General features: G+C 40.3%; 10 protein-coding genes. 7 read left to right on the top strand and 3 right to left on the bottom strand.

The window, feature by feature from the left end; all coding sequences use genetic code 11:
* Positions 1-28: 28 nt before the first annotated feature.
* A complete protein-coding gene (locus tag E1140_RS08415; RefSeq protein ID WP_155181672.1) occupies positions 29-229 on the top strand; it encodes a hypothetical protein in 201 nt (66 codons plus the stop codon).
* Positions 230-235: 6 nt separating this feature from the next.
* Here E1140_RS08415 and E1140_RS08420 read toward each other — a convergent pair whose 3' ends face one another.
* A complete protein-coding gene (locus E1140_RS08420; protein ID WP_246202744.1) occupies positions 236-1,288 on the bottom strand; it encodes an RluA family pseudouridine synthase in 1,053 nt (350 codons plus the stop codon).
* Positions 1,289-1,428: 140 nt separating this feature from the next.
* Between E1140_RS08420 and E1140_RS08425 the strand changes: the two genes are divergently transcribed.
* The 6 genes from E1140_RS08425 to E1140_RS08445 all read left to right on the top strand — a co-directional run bounded on the left by E1140_RS08425 (position 1,429) and on the right by E1140_RS08445 (position 12,803).
* Entirely contained in the window at positions 1,429-3,375 is a 1,947-nt protein-coding gene (locus E1140_RS08425) for an alpha-1,4-glucan--maltose-1-phosphate maltosyltransferase (RefSeq protein ID WP_155181676.1), read from the top strand.
* Between the two features lie 4 nt (positions 3,376-3,379).
* Entirely contained in the window at positions 3,380-4,996 is a 1,617-nt protein-coding gene (locus E1140_RS08430; RefSeq protein ID WP_155181679.1) for a trehalose synthase, read from the top strand.
* Positions 4,997-5,003: 7 nt separating this feature from the next.
* Entirely contained in the window at positions 5,004-6,938 is a 1,935-nt protein-coding gene (gene glgB / locus E1140_RS08435) for a 1,4-alpha-glucan branching protein GlgB (protein WP_185153491.1), read from the top strand.
* Positions 6,939-9,368: a DUF3536 domain-containing protein gene (locus E1140_RS08440; RefSeq protein ID WP_155181682.1), complete on the top strand. Its 2,430-nt coding sequence runs from the start codon at positions 6,939-6,941 to the stop codon at positions 9,366-9,368.
* Between the two features lie 180 nt (positions 9,369-9,548).
* Entirely contained in the window at positions 9,549-9,890 is a 342-nt protein-coding gene (locus E1140_RS21665; RefSeq protein ID WP_221412661.1) for a beta propeller repeat protein, read from the top strand.
* Positions 9,891-12,803 carry a WD40/YVTN/BNR-like repeat-containing protein gene (locus E1140_RS08445; RefSeq protein WP_221412662.1) on the top strand — a complete coding sequence of 971 codons (2,913 nt, stop codon included), beginning with the start codon at positions 9,891-9,893 and terminating at the stop codon, positions 12,801-12,803.
* A 140-nt stretch (positions 12,804-12,943) separates the two neighbouring features.
* Here E1140_RS08445 and E1140_RS08450 read toward each other — a convergent pair whose 3' ends face one another.
* Complete coding sequence (locus tag E1140_RS08450; protein ID WP_155181685.1) at positions 12,944-15,298, bottom strand: ABC transporter permease; 2,355 nt, start codon at positions 15,296-15,298, stop codon at positions 12,944-12,946.
* A gap of 103 nt (positions 15,299-15,401) precedes the next feature.
* Positions 15,402-17,509, bottom strand: a 2,108-nt coding sequence (locus E1140_RS08455) for a zinc-dependent metalloprotease (protein ID WP_155181687.1), incomplete at its 5' end; no start/stop codon positions are given.

The following is a 17,509-nucleotide window of genomic DNA, read 5'->3' on the forward strand; positions in this document are numbered from 1 at the left end:
TTAAAGTTTTAATTAAACCACTACTACCATGAATACTCCTTCAAAAAAAGAAGCCATTATCCAGTCTCTAAAAAAGATGGACGACTCAAAGGTTGAACGTGTTATGCGTTTTGTAAACAACCTATTTTGGGACAGCGTTAAAAATCCTGTACGCAGGAAGATCAAAACGAAAGCCATGAAGCAAATACAGCGGGCATTGGAAAACAATGCTATGCAAGCTCCATTTTAAAATAGCTTAGTTGTATTGCACATAGTGTTCCCATTTGTCGATAACGTTGGTAAAATCTTCAGGCAGTTCTGAATCAAACTGCATAAACTCCTTGGTTACAGGGTGAACAAACCCGAGTGACTTGGCGTGCAGTGCTTGCCGTGGTATTGTTTTAAAACAATTGTCTACAAACTGCTTATACTTAGAGAACTGAGTGCCTTTTAACAACTTGTCTCCGCCATAGGTAGCATCATTGAATAATGTGTGCCCAATATGTTTCATATGAGCTCTTATCTGGTGAGTTCGTCCTGTTTCCAGATTACACTTTACTAAGGATACATATCTATAGTCCTTAAGCAATTCATAATGTGTAATGGCATTTCTGCCAATAGTTTCATCTTCGTACGCTACGGTTATTCTTCTGTCTTTTAGACTTCTGCCTAGGTTTATATCAATTGTACCTTTCTCTGGTACTGGTATTCCCCAGACCAATGCATAATATGTTCTTTCAATACTATGATCATAAAACTGTTTGGCTAAACCATGCATGGCAGTTTCAGACTTAGCAATAACCAATAAGCCCGAAGTGTCTTTATCAATGCGATGAACCAGCCCAGGTCTGCCTTCATTACCTTCCATTTCAGGAAGATTCTGAAAATGATAGGTCAGTGCATTTACTAAAGTACCCGACCAGTTCTGATAAGCAGGATGTACCACCATGCCTGCCTCCTTGTTTACCACCAATAAATCTTTGTCCTCATAAACAATATTCAATGGAATATCCTCGGGTACTACATCTGTATCTCTTGGTGGCTCAGGCATAGAAACCGTAATGACATCACCTGGCTTCACCTTATAATTAGACTTTACTGATGAGCCATTAACATCCACAAATCCGTCTGCTATGCCGTTCTGAATTTTATTTCTTGTAGCATTAGATATTCTGTCCATCAAAAACTTATCAATCCTCAATGGCGCCTGACCGGGGTCAGCTATTATTTTATGGTGCTCGAACAGATCATCATCCGGTTCTTGCATAGGCTCATTCATCATAGCTGCAAAATTACCACTAAATATCATATGGAACATTTAGCCACTGATATTATCCTAAAATCTTTGATTGGATTATTTGCAATCGTTTGCAGTAATATTTTACACCTCGTCCTTCATATCGGTTCTTTTTGTTCATATTTTTATAAATACTCACTATTTAAAATACTATGCTCTCAGGACAAATTCGTGTCATCATTGAAAATGTACAACCGGAAATTGATTATGGTAAGTTCTATATAAAAAGGGTAGTAGGTCAAAACGTTGACGTCACTGCAGATATATTTACCGATGGTCATGATGTAATTAATGCCAGGCTATTATTTAAACACGAAAAAGATAAGCAGTGGAGCAGCATCGAAATGGAACATACTGTCAATGACTCATGGAGTGGCAGTTTTAAAGTTGCAAAGCAAGGGACTTATACTTACACCATCGAAGCATGGGTAGATTACGCGCTTAACTGGCAGCATAATATAGAAAGAAAAATTGATGATGATCAACAGGTAGATGTTGAGCTTTTAGATGGGGTACAATATCTAAAAGCAATAAAAAGTAAAACTACAGCTCCGGAGAAAAAATATCTTGACGAGCTGATAAAGCTATTTGCTAATAAAAAAGAATATAAAAAGGCAATAAAAGAGGCTCATGGCAAAAAGCTGGAAGCCATTTTTCACAAATACCCTTCTGATAAGTTTACCCTACGTTATGAAAGGGAACTGGATGTTTATGTTGATAGAAATAAGGCCTTGTTCAGTACTTGGTATGAGTTTTTTCCAAGATCCTCATCAGCTGTAGAAGGTCAGCATGGTACTTTTAAGGAATGTGAAGCCATTCTTCCCGAAATAGCTGCTATGGGTTTTGATACCCTATACTTTCCTCCCATTCACCCAATAGGCGAAGATTTCCGAAAAGGTAAAAACAACTCAACTAAAGCACTGCCAGGAGAACCTGGAAGTCCGTGGGCAATTGGAGGCAAAGCAGGTGGTCACACCGAAATCTTACCAGAACTCGGAACCTTATCTGATTTCAAAAGTCTGATTAAAGCAGCAGATAAGCATGGAATTGAACTGGCCATGGATTTTGCATTGCAGTGTGCGCCAAACCACCCATATGTAAAGCAACACCCCCAGTGGTTTAAGTGGCGACCGGATGGTTCTGTTCAATACGCTGAAAATCCTCCAAAAAAATATCAGGACATTCTTCCCATTCACTTCGAGTGCGATGACTGGCAAAACCTTTGGGACGAATTGGTTGATGTTGCCCTTTATTGGGCCAAACAGGGCATTAGAATTTTTAGAGTTGATAATCCACACACCAAACCTTTCAGATTTTGGGAATATTTAATAGCTAAAGTCAAAGCCAAATACCCTGATTTTCTTTTTCTGGCAGAAGCATTTACCAGGCCCAAGATTATGGCTCAACTGGCCAAAGTTGGTTTCTCTCAGTCATACTCATATTTCACATGGAGGAACTCAAAACATGAGTTGATGGAATATTTGACTGAGCTATCTCAGACTGAGCTCAAGGACTATTTCAGGCCAAATTTTTGGCCGAATACACCAGATATTAATCCGTATCAGCTACAATCAGGTAATGAGAATATCTTCATCACCAGATACATTCTGGCTGCCACCATGAGTTCCAATATTGGCATCTACGGGCCAGTTTACGAACAAATGATTCATGACGCCATTATTGGTAAAGAAGAATATCTTGATTCTGAAAAGTATGAGGTAAAACACTATGACTGGAAGAAGAAAAATAAGCTGAAAGGAATCATCACTGCGGTGAATAAAATCCGCCATCAGCAAACAGCATTACAGGATACTAACAACATTCAATTTTGCTCAATAGATAACGACAATATTATTGCTTATATTAAGGTCAGTCCAGATGATAAGAGTCGAATTTTAACAGTAGTTAATCTCGACCCTTACAGTAAACAATCCGGTTGGGTGCAGGTGCCTTTGAATCAATTAAACATTAAAGAAGGCGCCCGGTTTACAGTAAAGGATTTAGTTGCTGAAACGGCCTATACGTGGGATAAGGAATGGAATTATGTGGAGTTGGGAAATCATGGATTGCCGTTTCACATTTTCAAAATAGAAATATAGATATATGGCCGACCTTCTCACTACGAGCAAAAAATGGAATAAAGTATTTGATGATGCTGAGTTTATAACCCAGCTCACCGAGCAACTTTCAAAATATATGCATTCCACTCGATGGTATGCAGCCAAATCTGAAGAGGCCAAAAACTACAGGATAAGTCAAAAAACTGCGCTAGGTGGAGATAAAGGAACATTGGCGCATGCCATTACTATAGAGGTCAATTTTGCCGCAGGTTTTACAGAGTATTATTTCATGACCCTTGCCTTCTGCACTGGCAAAGACATTGACAAAAAAGGGGTAGTGTGTGAGGCTTCAGTTGGAGGAGTAAAAGGCCAGGTGATAGATTCACTTTTCTGGGAAGAATTCAGGAAATTCTTATTCTTTCAGATTACGAAACAAAACAAGTTTGAAGACACCGAGAGTATCCTCACTTTCGAGAAAGGCAAAATGCTGCGGTCAGCTACTGAATATGAAAGTTCCAGGCTCCTTGGCGTTGACCAGAGCAATACTTCAATAGAATATAATGGCAAATACTATCTGAAAATATTCAGAAGACTATTTCAGGATATTAATCCAGATCAGGAGCTGACCAAATATTTGTCTGATGACGCAGGCTACAAGAATGCCCCGAGCTATGCAGGCAGCATCAGCTGGAAGAAGAAAGGGTTTTCAATTGTTTCTCTTGGCTTAATGCAGGGCAAAATTGAGAACATCGGGGAGGCCTGGACTTTAATGACTGCTGATGTTAAATCGTATTTTGAGCGCATTAAAAATGATAATGTGGATGTTAAGGATATTGAAGATATTCCATTATTTGAGCGAAGGAAAATCAAGGACCTTGATGATGAGATTGTGCATCTCATAGGTTTTCAAACCTTAAAAAATGTGCAAAAAATGGCCTCCAGAATTGCCGAAATGCACATCGCCCTTTTCAAAAACAGGTATGATACTGCTTTTAATCCTATTGAGTTTAACTCTGATTATTCAGTTTGGCTGAAAAATAGAATTATCTATCAGTTCAATGCAAGGCATATTTTAGTGGAGCAGAACATCGATAAACTAAAAGGACTAGCTAAGGAATATGCTACCAACTTTCTCGAATCTCGGGAAATTATCAATTCCAAGTTTTTAGAATTTGAGGAGAACCTGTTAAACAGTCAAAGAATAAGGATTCATGGTGACCTTCATTTGGGTCAAATTTTGGTTACTGATAAAGGTGATTTTTACATCATTGATTTTGAGGGTGAGCCGGAAAGCACCATTCGAGATAGAAAAGTAAAACAGACCCCATTAAAAGATGTAGCAGGTGTGTTACGCTCATTTCACTATGCTGTCTATGCTGTTATTTTTGACAAGGAATTTAAATCGAACCTCTCTGAAAGTGATCTTTTTCAGGCTGGTGAGAAATATTACCACTGCATACTGTCAGTGTTCTTAAGAACTTATCTGGATACTGCCATGTCCAGCAATATGGATGTAGGCTACTACCCGGAAATTGTTTACTTGCTAAAATATCATTTGCTCGAAAAAGCAATTTACGAGATAGGTTACGAGCTAAAATCACGCCCGGATTGGGTAATAATACCCTTAACCGGGGTTAAACAAATATTAGACGATAAATAAAACTACTGTGGCTGAATTTCAAGAATTTATACAATCCCACTCTTTGTTCACCGATTTTGATATCGATTTATTTAGAGGTGGTAAGCATTTCAAATTATATGAGAAATTAGGATCTCGCTGCATCAAAGTTGGCAAAACAGAAGGCACCTACTTTGCTGTTTGGGCTCCAAATGCCAAAGAAGTAAGTGTGATTGGCGACTTCAATTATTGGAATGGTGCAGGCTATGAGCTCAACTCTCGATGGGACTCTTCAGGTATTTGGGAAGGATTTGTGCCGGGAGTAAAAAATGGAGCTGCTTACAAATATAAAATTGTCTCCAACGAGCAGGGCAGAGTACTTGAAAAGGGGGACCCTTTTGCCTTCAAATGGGAAACACCTCCAAAGACTGCATCCATTGTTTGGGACCTAAAACACACTTGGAAAGACAAAAAGTGGATGTCTTCCAGAAAAAAGAATAACGCCTTAGACAGCCCATTTTCAGTTTATGAAGTGCATATAGGTTCGTGGAAAAGAGATCACGAACATTTATCTCTCTCTTATAACGCACTCGCGGATGAGTTAGTAAAATATGTAAAAGAGATGGGTTACACCCATGTAGAATTTATGCCAGTGATGGAACACCCTTTCTTCGGATCTTGGGGTTATCAGGTGACTGGTTATTTTGCCCCAACTTCCAGATTCGGTGACCCGCAGGAGTTTATGCAATTGGTGGAAAGCTTCCACAATGCCGGTATAGGCGTAATATTAGATTGGGTACCATCACATTTCCCTGGCGATGCTCATGGTATTTATGATTTCGATGGCACCCACCTTTACGAGCATGCTGATCCTAGAAAAGGGTATCACCCTGACTGGAGCAGCTATATTTTCAATTATGGCAGAAATGAGGTGCGAAGTTTTCTAATTAGTAATGCCTTATTCTGGTTGGATTTATACCATGCCGATGGCTTAAGGGTTGATGCAGTAGCATCTATGCTTTACCTGGACTATTCAAGAAAAGAAGGTGAGTGGATACCTAATGAACATGGAGGAAGAGAAAACCTAGAGGCCATTTCGTTCATGAAAGAGCTCAATGAAAATGTTTATAAGGAGTTTCCTGATGTTCAGACAATTGCCGAGGAATCAACATCATTTCCGATGGTCAGTAAACCAACTTTCGTTGGCGGCCTGGGTTTTGGTATGAAATGGATGATGGGTTGGATGAATGATGCCTTGGCCTATTTCCAAAAGGATGCTTTCTATCGCCAATACCATCAAAATGATATAACATTCAGTTTGGCTTATGCCTTTACTGAAAATTTCATGCTGCCATTATCTCATGATGAGGTAGTACATGGCAAAGGCCCTTTAATAGGAAGAATGCCCGGTGATGAGTGGCAGAGGTTTGCCAATCTAAGATTATTGTATGGCTGGATGTTTACCCACCCGGGTACTAAACTCTTGTTTATGGGGGGTGAGATAGGCCAGACTTCAGAATGGAAACATGACAATTCTGTAGAATGGCACCTGCTTGATCATGCGCCACATCAAGGCATAAAAGCTATGGTCACTGGTATTAATAAGCTCTATACCTCAGAGCCTGCCATGTATGAGCTGGGCTTTAGCAGCGATGGATTTGAGTGGATTGAATTAAATGACTCTCAAAATTCGGTATTGAGCTACATGAGAAAAGGCACAAAAGAAAAAGATACTTTGATAATTGTCGCTAATTTTACTCCTGTGGTAAGGGAAAACTATCGCGTTGGTGTAAGCTCAGCTGGCACCTGGAAGGAGATTTTTAATTCAGATGCGGTAGAATATGGAGGTAGCGGTTCACTCAACAAAAAAGCTATTAAAACTGTCAAAACTCCGTATCACGGAAGAGATAACTCTTTAGAATTAAATGTACCACCATTGGGAATTTCCGTTCTGAAGAAGGCAGTTACAACTAAGAAGAAATAAATGGACAATAAGTTTCTGTGTATACATGGGCATTTTTATCAGCCCCCGAGGGAGAATGCGTGGTTAGAGGAGATAGAGATTCAACCTTCAGCACACCCTTATCATGACTGGAATGAAAGAATTAATGAGGAATGCTATGCTTCCAATACACATTCGAGGATACTCAATGAAGAATTTAAAATCATTGATATTGTAAGCAATTACTCAAAGATCAGTTTCAATTTCGGCCCTACCCTTCTTTCATGGATGGAGCAAAATGCGCCAGATACGCATGAGGCCATTATTGAAGCTGATAAAGAAAGTGTTAAAAACTTCAATGGACATGGCTCTGCTATGGCGCAAGTGTATAATCACATCATTATGCCATTGGCCAATAGAAGAGACAAAGAAACCCAGGTCAAATGGGGTCTTTATGACTTTAAAAAGAGGTATGGCCGTCCTGCTGAAGGTGTATGGTTAGCTGAGTCAGCTGTCGACACAGAAACCCTCGAAATTTGTGCTGACAATGGCATAAAATTCACTGTTTTGGCACCATCACAGGCCAAAAGGTTCAGGAAAATAGGTGATGAACATTGGACAGATGGCATCAATAGCAACTTCCATTATACCTGCAACCTGCCTTCTGGAAAGAAAATTGTGCTTTTTTTCTACGATGGCGATCGCTCTCAAGGAGTGGCCTTTAAAGGGCTTCTCGAAAATGGAAAAGCTTTTGCCGATGACCTTATTTCTGGTTTTCAGCCAACAGATGAGCCCCAGTTAGTGCACATAGCGACAGATGGAGAAAGCTATGGCCACCACCATAAAAATGGTGACATGGCATTAGCCTATGCCATCCGATATATTGAGAATAATAATCTGGCCAAAATCACGAATTACTCTGAGTACATGCATACTGTCGATGCGGTATATGAAGCGGAAATTCACGAAAATAGCTCATGGTCGTGCGCACATGGTGTTGAAAGATGGAAAAGCGACTGTGGTTGCCATACCGGAGGGATGGAAGGATGGAATCAGGCCTGGAGAGCACCTCTTAGAGATGCATTGAATAATTTAAGAGATCATCTGATTAAGGTTTTTGAAAAAGAAATGAAGCCTTTGATGCCTAAGCCTTGGGAAGCACGAAATGCCTATGTTGAGGTAATGCTTAATCGCACCAAAGCCAATATTGAAAACTTTATTTCCAAACATGCGGCCAGTGGGTTATCTGAAACTCAAAAGACAAAAACCATTAGATTACTGGAAATGCAACGCCACGCACAGCTAATGTTTACCAGCTGCGGGTGGTTTTTCAATGAACTATCAGGCATTGAGACAGTACAAATATTACAATATGCTGCAAGGGCCATCCAGCTTGCAGAGAGTGAGTCAAACGTTAAATTGGAAAATGCTTTTTTAGCTGATTTAGATAAAGCAAAAAGTAATATTTCTGATATCGGATCAGGAAAGGATATTTATGAAAGATACATATCACCTTACAAGCTAACACTTACGCAGGTGGGTATGCATTATGCTGTAGCCTCATTATTCGCCAATAATCCGAAGACCCTCACTGTTCTAAACTACGACTGTGAAAGTATAAAATATGAGCGAATAAATGCTGGCATTCAAAAATTAGCCATTGGATCTACAAGTGTTAGCTCTAAAGTAACACTCTCTCAAAAGCAGTTTAGTTTTGTAGTTCTTTATCTGGGGCAACACCATTTAATTGGAGGAACCACCAAAGCATTGAGTGATCAGGAATTTGGAGATATCTCCTTAGAGCTAACCAATGCATTTGGAAGAAGTAACATTGCGAGAGTCACTGACCTGATTAAGGAGCATTTTAAAGAACACAATTTCTCGTTCTTCCAAATGTTTAAAGATGAACAGCTCAAGCTCGTTAACCAATTCTTGAATCAGAGTGAAGATCAGGCCTATGAATCCTACCGCAAGATTTATGATATCAATTACAATATCATGAATGTAATGGCTCTGGAAAATTTAGGTATTCCAGATATCTTGAGAAAGAACCTGGAAATGGTCATTAACATTGAGTTGAAAGACAACCTGATGGCTCCAGACTTTGATCTCGAAAAACTAAAACATCTGGTCCATGAGGTTAACAAATGGAAGGTAAATATTGATGAAGAGATTATAAATAAGGCGTTGCAAAATCTTCTGCATAAATTGTTAGACCGCTTTGAGCAAGAGCCTGTTAAAACTGATCCATTGAAAAATGTACTTTCTATTCTAAAACTGGCTAGTCAAATTAAACTTAATCCAAATTTGATTAATGTGCAGAATAGCATCTTCAATCTTGCAAAAAGTATTTACTCAGGCAAACTTACTTTGGACAATCAAAAAGCAATATTGCTAATATTAGAAAGCATAGCTGAAATGGTGAACATCGATTTGAGTTTCACCAGAGATCATGTATTGGTGAAAAAATAAGTCCGCTGTATTTTTAAAAATATCATACCTATATCAAATAGGCTGATTCCCTTTGAAGGAAATCAGCCTATTTTTTTAGATACTCACTCCATTCAAATAGCTGAATTCACCAGTTTTCACATGCGACTTAAAAAGATGGTGCTTTATGATTATTTTAGGGATAAACCAATCCTATCAATCATGAAAAAAATCCTCCTTTATCTACTGACGTTCGCACTAATTATTCCTGCAGAGTCGGTATTTTCTCAGCGCAGAGGCCAGTCTCCTGCTAAAACACCAATAGACACGAAGCTTTTCAATAATCTAAAATTCAGAAATATAGGCCCCGCATTTATGTCTGGTCGTATTTCTGACCTTGCAATAGATCCTACCAACGAAAACATCTGGTATGTGGCAGTTTCTTCGGGAGGGGTTTGGAAAACCATCAATGCAGGAACCACTTTCACTCCGGTATTTGATGATCAGTCTGTTTTTGCCACTGGCTGTGTAACCATTGACCCAAATAACCCCCATACTATTTAGGTGGGCACTGGAGAAAACAATGGTGGCCGACACATCAGCTTTGGTGATGGGGTCTATAAAAGTGAAGATGATGGTGCTACCTGGACCAATATGGGACTTAAGCAATCAGAGCACATCTCAAAAATATACATCAAGCCCGGCAACTCTAATGTCGTGCTTGTGGCATCACAAGGACCACTTTGGAGCAAAGGTGGTGAGCGTGGATTTTACAAATCGACAGATGGAGGACAAACCTGGAAAAAGACATTGGGAGATGATGAATGGACAGGAGTCACAGATTTTGTGGTTGACCCACGTGATCCAAATAGAATTTATGCGGCCACATGGCAACATCATAGAACAGTTGCTGCCTGGATGGGCGGAGGTGAAAAAACTAAAATTTACACCAGCTTAGATGGTGGAGACACCTGGAAAATGCTTAAAACAGGATTGCCAGAAGGCAAAATGGGTAAAATAGGTCTGGCCATTTCTCCTCAGAATCCTGATGTGGTTTATGCAGCCATTGAGACTAACAGAAAAACAGGTGGTGTTTGGAGGTCTGACAACCGTGGTAGTAGCTGGACTAAGATGTCTGATGCCATAGCAGGTGCAACAGGTCCGCATTACTACCAGGAGCTCTACGCCTCCCCTCATCAGTTTGATAAGCTATACTTTATGGACAGTCCTTTGAGAATGTCATTGGATGGTGGTAAAACTTTTACAGAAGTGAATACAACCGATAAGCATGTTGACAATCATGCGCTCGCTTTTAAAAAGGATGATCCTAATTACCTGATGGTAGGAACCGATGGTGGGGTTTATGAAAGTTTTGACCTGGGAGATACCTGGAGATATATGGAGAATTTGCCTGTAACCCAGTTCTACAAAGTGGCTTTGGATGATGCCGAACCATTTTATAATGTATTTGGTGGAACGCAAGATAACAGCTCACAAGGAGGCCCGTCAAGAACCGATAATATTACCGGGATAACCAATGCCGATTGGCAAATGGTATTGAACTGGGATGGTCATCAGCCAGCCACAGAGCCAGGAAACCCGAACATTATGTATGCTGAACGCCAGCAAGGTAATATTTCAAGGATTGACATGAGAACTGGAGAGATCACAGACATCCAGCCTCAGCCTGGTGCGGATGAACCCTATGAACGATTCAATTGGGATGCCCCCATTTTGGTAAGCCCACACAGCCCCAGTACTATATTCTTTGCTTCATACAGGGTTTGGAAATCAGAAAACAGAGGCGATAGCTGGACAGCTATTTCCGGAGATTTAACTAAAAATGAGAAGCGTGTTGATCTGCCAATAATGGGTAAACAGCAAAGCTGGGATTCTCCCTGGGATCTTTCAGCTATGTCGGTCTATAATACCATTACCTCTTTAGCTCAATCTCCGAAAGATGCCAATATCATCTATGCAGGAACAGATGATGGTCTATTACAAGTAACTGACAATGGTGGTTCATCTTGGAAAAAAATCAATGTCAGTCAGATGGGTGTGCCGGCTACTGCCTTTATCAATGATGTAAAGGCTGATCTCTATGATGCCAATACTGTTTATGTCTCACTTGACAATCACAAATACGGTGATTACCAGCCATACTTTGTAAAAAGTACAGACAAGGGGTCGACATGGACTAAATTAACTAACGGACTAGGTGACAAGAATTTAGTTTGGAGGTTCGTGCAGGATCATGTCAAAAAGGAGCTGTGTTTTTTAGCCACTGAATTTGGTATTTATTTCTCGGTAGATGCAGGCAGCTCATGGACTGAATTGAGCGGTGGTGTACCCACAATATCATTCAGAGATTTAGCAATACAGAAACGTGAAAATGATCTGGTTGGAGCATCATTTGGTAGAGGCTTTTTTATTCTCGATGACTATAGCGCGCTGCGCGAAGTGTCTTCAAGCCAACTAACGCAGGAAGCTACCTTATTCAAGCCAAGGAAAGCCTGGTGGTATGTACCGAGAGCTACTTTAGATTTTGATGAAACACGAGGTTCTTTGGGTTCGCAACTTTATGTGGCGCCAAACCCAGACTTCGGTGCAGTATTTACTTACTACCTGAAAGATGAACTTAAGAGTGAAGAGAAGATCCGCAAAGAGAAAGAAAAAGGTATCTCAGGCAATATTCCATTTCCATCGTGGGATGCGCTGGAAAGTGAAATGCGTGAAGAGGGTCCATTTGTTTTCCTTGAAATAAAAGATGGCAACGGCACTATTTTGAATCGTGTTATGGCCTCTACCGATAAAGGTTTTAACCGTGTAGCATGGAATTTAAAAGTTGCATCACCTGACGTTTTAACACTAGATGGTGGCTATAGCGCTTCTGATGCACTGATGGTTGCACCCAGAACTTATCAGGCTACTTTAAACAAATATGTAAAAGGCAAAATCACGCAATTAGGTGAGCCTGTCTCTGTTGAGGTAGTTCCATTAAGAGAAGGTTCACTAAAAGGATCGGCCCCTGCAGAGGTTGCTGCTTTCTGGAGAGCCTATGAGCAGCTAAGCCGTGAAGTGAACAAAACCAGCATTCAGCTTGATAATGCTTATAAAACCGCTGACAAATTAACCTGGGCGGCTTCAAGAAGTAAGGTGAGCAATGAGATTGTAAGTCAGGTAGCCAGTGCTAAAGCCGAGGTGCAAAGCTTACAAACCATTATGAATGGTAATGCCGCTAAACTGGCCATTGGCGAAAGAACAAATCCTACTATTGGTGACCGAATTTTTGCATTAAACAAGGGTATTACATTATCAACCTACGGTCCTACTGCAACGCATAAAGAGACCATGGAAATAATCAAAACCCAACTAAAGGATTTGAATACCAAGCTTAAGGCTGCCAATGATAAGATTTCTGCCTTAGCGAAACAGGTAGTTGACGCTGGTGGCCCCTGGATTGAAGGACAGGATTAACTAGGCAATCTATCCAAAAAGTTAACGTCACTCTGAACTCTCCTTTTTAAAAAAGGAGGGTTCAGAGTCTCCATCTAAAGAGATACCGGATAAATATTAGCCCCTTTAAAATTTAGGCTAATATTTTCCGGCATGACAAACTATTCTGACCGTAAGCATTTAGCCGGATTAACATTGGCTGCTCTAACAGCTTGCGAACCCACAGCAAGCCATGCAATCAATATGGATACTAATCCAGCAAATGCAAACAGCCAATAACTTAAGTCGATGCGGAAAGCAAAACGCTCGAGCCACATGGACATGAGCATATAGCTTAATGGTAAGGCTACCACAATTGCTAAAAGCACAAGCTTTGTAAAATCAGCCGATAAAAGAATAACAATATTAGTTGAGCTTGAGCCCAGTGCCTTTCTGATGCCAATCTCCTTTATTCGTCTTTCTGCTGTAAATGCCGCCAAACCGAATAGACCAAGGCAAGAAATTAGCACCGCAAAACCCGCAAAGTATTGGGATAGTGTAGCCACACGCTGCTCAGCAGCATATTGCTTTTCAAATTCAACATTGAGGAAGGAGTAATCAAAAATAAATCCTGGGTTGAATGCCTTATAAAATTCATCAATCGCATCTAAAGTTTCTTTCTCCTTACCCGCTTCAATTCTTGTCATGACTCTCCAGGTATTTTCAGGGTTGATAATAAAAAATGCAGGCTTCACTGTTTCATGTAATGACTGAAAATGAAAATCCTTTACCACCCCAATGATCTCCAGATCGTACTCATCCCAGAGTCTCACCACCTGCCCTATTGGATCATCAAGACCCATGATCTCAATAGCCGTTTCATTGAACATGACTTTTGAAGTATCAGCAGAAAATTCCTTCGAGAAACTTCTTCCCTCCTTAATTTCCATGCCCATGGTCTCAATCAATCCATAATCCACGCGCATGTTTTCAAACAAAATCCTATCTTCCTCATTTTTCCCTTCCCACTTCAGACCACTGGTATTATTGTTTCTTCCTATTAAGCTATGCCCAATGGAAGAGGCATTAACCACACCAGGGATTTTCCTCAATTCCGTTAAAAAAGTCTCCAGATTCTTTTCCACCCTTCCTTCAATTTCGAACATCACTACATTATCATTGTCATAGCCGAGATTCTTATTCTGAACATACTGTATCTGCTCGTAAATTACCATTACTGAAACAATGAGTAAGACAGACATGGCAAACTGGAAAACTACCAAACCCCTTCTAGCCCACAGCTCACCTAAAGAGCCTCGCATCTCTCCTTTTAAGATTCTGATAGTATTAAACCCACTCATATAAAGCGCAGGATAACTTCCTGCTAATAGTCCAGTGAATACGAGAACCCCCATAACAGAAGCCAGAAACTTCAGATCAAAGACCAGTTCAATATGTTTATCGGTAATCTCGTTGAACTGGGGCAAGAAAGTCCAAATAATACCTAAGGCCAGCAATAAAGAAAAGAAGGTAATGCATACCGATTCAGTAAGGTATTGAACAATCAACCCACCTTTACCTGCACCAACAGCCTTCTTTATACCGACCTCCTTCATTCTCCTCGAAGCTCTGGCAGTAGACAAATTCATAAAGTTGATACAAGCAATGACCAGAATAAATATGGCTACTAATGAGAATAACTGTACATATTCTATTCTTCCACCTGCTTGCTTTCCATTTTCATAACTTCCATAGAGATACCGCTCAGAGTATTTTTTAAGGAAAAGAGTGACGTTTGATTCCTCATTCTTCCCTTTCACATATTCGGCAATTTTATTGGAGACATCAGCAGGGTCAGCATCTTCACGTAAAACCACAAAAGTGCTGGGTCCGTTACTTCCCCAATTCTTTACCCATGAGTTATCATCCTTGTAATCTTCATATGATAAAACAAAATCAAACTTCGCAGTAGAGTTCTCTGGCGTTCCTTCAAATACTCCTGAAACGACAAACTCCTTGGCATGCTGATATTCCACTACCTTGCCAATAACATCCTCATCAGTATTAAAAAGTTGCTTTGCCAAAGATTTAGAGATGACAATATTCTTCTTATCTGCTAATACTTGTGAAGGGTCTCCTTGTACCAGTCCATAAGAGAAAATATTAAAGTAATCGGACCCAACATGATAGCCATCTGCTTTAATACTGTGCTCCCCAATAGATAAAGTGTATGGATCCTCCCATGTGGTGGTGGCAGCATATTCTATTTCAGGAAAGTCTTCTTTTAATGCTTCTGCTAACAAACCAGGGGTAGAAGTTGTAGTCATGATGTGATCAGCATATTGCTGATGTTCCATTACCCTGAAAAGACGGGCATCTTTTTCATGAAACTGATCCACTTTAAGCTCATCCATTACCCACAGATATATCAGAAGTGTACAGGCTAACCCCGCTGTGAGTCCGATAAGATTAATGAAAAATGAGCTTTTGAATCGCTTGAAAGAGCGAAATGTGAGGAGAATGTTGTGTTTTAGCATTTTGAGTTGGTGTTGAGTTCAAGTAATAGACTCAATAAATGGCCAAAGGTTGCAAAAAAAGGATGGCTATTGGCCATCCTTTCATTTCTAGTTTATACTTTCTCTATTCCCCACACATCATATCCATGCCAATAGGCGAGCCATCTGGAGGGGTCAGGTTCTTAATGAACTCATACTCTTCTGGTTCTTCCAGGAAAGTAGCTATTCTCATAGCACCTCTTTGATAATGCGCCTTTTGCGCCACACTTGACGCTGACTTTTTCTCTAAAGAAGATTGCAACTCTTTCAATTTGTACATCACCACCGCTTTTACCTGCTGGCTTGCTTCATCGTGTGCCGCCAGATTGAAAAACTGGTTTAATACCACCTGATCAACTGCTCTTCCCACCTCTGCTTTCAAATCTATACCACGGTTTTGGCCCCAGGTGTTTTTGATAATCTCATCAATAACATATTCCAATGATGGCTGATCACTGTTTCTTGCATGAAGCTCTACCAAACGATTCATTCTCGCAGTGTGCGTTAACAAATCCATAGTCATATTAGCAGAAGTTTCAGCTGCAGAGATAGGGTCAAAAGTTAGGCCTGTTCTAATATCAACAAGTTCTCTACCGCGCCTATAGCCTATCGGTCTCGGAGGAATCATTTTAATAATATTTTCTGGCAGAGTTAGGGCATCCGCACTTATTGACTTCATAAGACTTGACAACGCGGCCTTTTGCTTTGTAGCAGGCACATATTCTGTTATTGGTTGCCCATCACCTTTTAAGGCATAGCGGTAATTCAATCCTCCAATTAACTTAACAGTAGCTTCAGCCTGATATCTGTGTAAGTAGTAAACCGGCACCAATACTTCTTCTAGTGTTGAATAAGGCTCTCCCTTTTTAATATTGTTTGCTCCAAAATTCTTCAATGCGATCTCACGGACTTTTAAGATATGATCTAACCCTTCTTCAGGCGATTTTCCATTATCCCAAAGGTGCGCATAAGGGTGAGCACCGCCCTGTGGTCTTGCATCCTGATCTGAAAGAAAGGTAAGGCCATCTTTAAATGAATCCTGAATGATTTTATTTAATGCCGCCTTCTCGTCAGTACCTTCTGGAAAATCCTGATAGCCATAAGCTATAGATACTTTATCAAAAGCTCCAATCTTAGTATCATAAGCATTTGCTAGGCTTAGTTTACCATCTACTATACTAATATCAGGATGTGGATAATCCATCACCGAAGCTTTACCCTCAGCACTCGATGAGTAACTGTGTGACAACCCTAATGTATGTCCTACTTCATGCGCAGATAATTGTCTCAATCGGGCCAGGGCCATTTCTTTCATAGCTGGAGAAACTTCTTTGCCATCTTCATAAGGTGCTAATAAACCCTCTGCTATTAAATAGTCTTGTCTTACTCTTAAAGACCCTAGTAACACATGCCCTTTGATAATCTCTCCCGTGCGTGGGTCGGTAACACTCGAACCATAAGACCATCCTCTTGTCGACCGGTGTACCCAGTTGATCATGTTATATCTCACATCCATTGGGTCAGCACCTTCTGGCAATATTTTTACTTGGAAAGCATCTTTATAACCAGCTGCTTCATAAGCCTGATTCCACCAGGAAGCTCCTTCTAATAATGCCGATCGTATTGGTTCTGGCGTACCTCTATCTAAATAATAAATAATTGGCTCAACAGCCTCACTCACTGCTGCACTTGGATCTTTCTTATTCAAGCGGTGGCGTGAGATAAATCTTTGCTCCAAGTCCTCGTCAATTGGTGAGGCATAGTCGTAATAACCTACCGACCAGTAACCAGCTCTTGGGTCAAACATTCTAGGTTTATAGTTATCATCCGGCAACTCAATAAATGAATGATGCTGTCTTACTGTAACGCTCGTAGCTGTTGGGGTTACACTTCTGATGTCCCACCCTGCAGGAGTACCAGTTAGCGTTAAAGTAACTTCAAACTCTGAATTTTTAGGGAAGTTTTTGGTACGATCCATAAACATAGCAGACCGTGACTTATCAACGCTGTAACTTCCCTGCTTGCCATTTTTCAACCTGCCGGATACATTATGCGCATCCTGCATTAAAAAGTCTGACATATCTATAAGTACCTTGCCATTCTCTTCAGTAACGAGCGTAAATCCCCAAAGCACTGATTTGGCAAAGGCATCCTCCACTGATTTTCTTTCGTCATCATTATCACTAACCGCTC

Source organism: Fulvivirga lutimaris (assembly GCF_009711525.1).
GTDB lineage: Bacteria > Bacteroidota > Bacteroidia > Cytophagales > Cyclobacteriaceae > Fulvivirga > Fulvivirga lutimaris.

What these genes read in the sequence shown, in the direction of transcription:
- E1140_RS08450 (WP_155181685.1), bottom strand. Translation starts at nt 15,298, where the DNA reads ATGCTAAAACACAACATTCTCCTCACATTTCGCTCTTTCAAGCGATTC.
- E1140_RS08430 (WP_155181679.1), top strand. Translation starts at nt 3,380, where the DNA reads ATGGCCGACCTTCTCACTACGAGCAAAAAATGGAATAAAGTATTTGAT.
- E1140_RS08440 (WP_155181682.1), top strand. Translation starts at nt 6,939, where the DNA reads ATGGACAATAAGTTTCTGTGTATACATGGGCATTTTTATCAGCCCCCG.
- E1140_RS08425 (WP_155181676.1), top strand. Translation starts at nt 1,429, where the DNA reads ATGCTCTCAGGACAAATTCGTGTCATCATTGAAAATGTACAACCGGAA.
- E1140_RS21665 (WP_221412661.1), top strand. Translation starts at nt 9,549, where the DNA reads ATGAAAAAAATCCTCCTTTATCTACTGACGTTCGCACTAATTATTCCT.
- E1140_RS08415 (WP_155181672.1), top strand. Translation starts at nt 29, where the DNA reads ATGAATACTCCTTCAAAAAAAGAAGCCATTATCCAGTCTCTAAAAAAG.
- E1140_RS08420 (WP_246202744.1), bottom strand. Translation starts at nt 1,288, where the DNA reads ATGATATTTAGTGGTAATTTTGCAGCTATGATGAATGAGCCTATGCAA.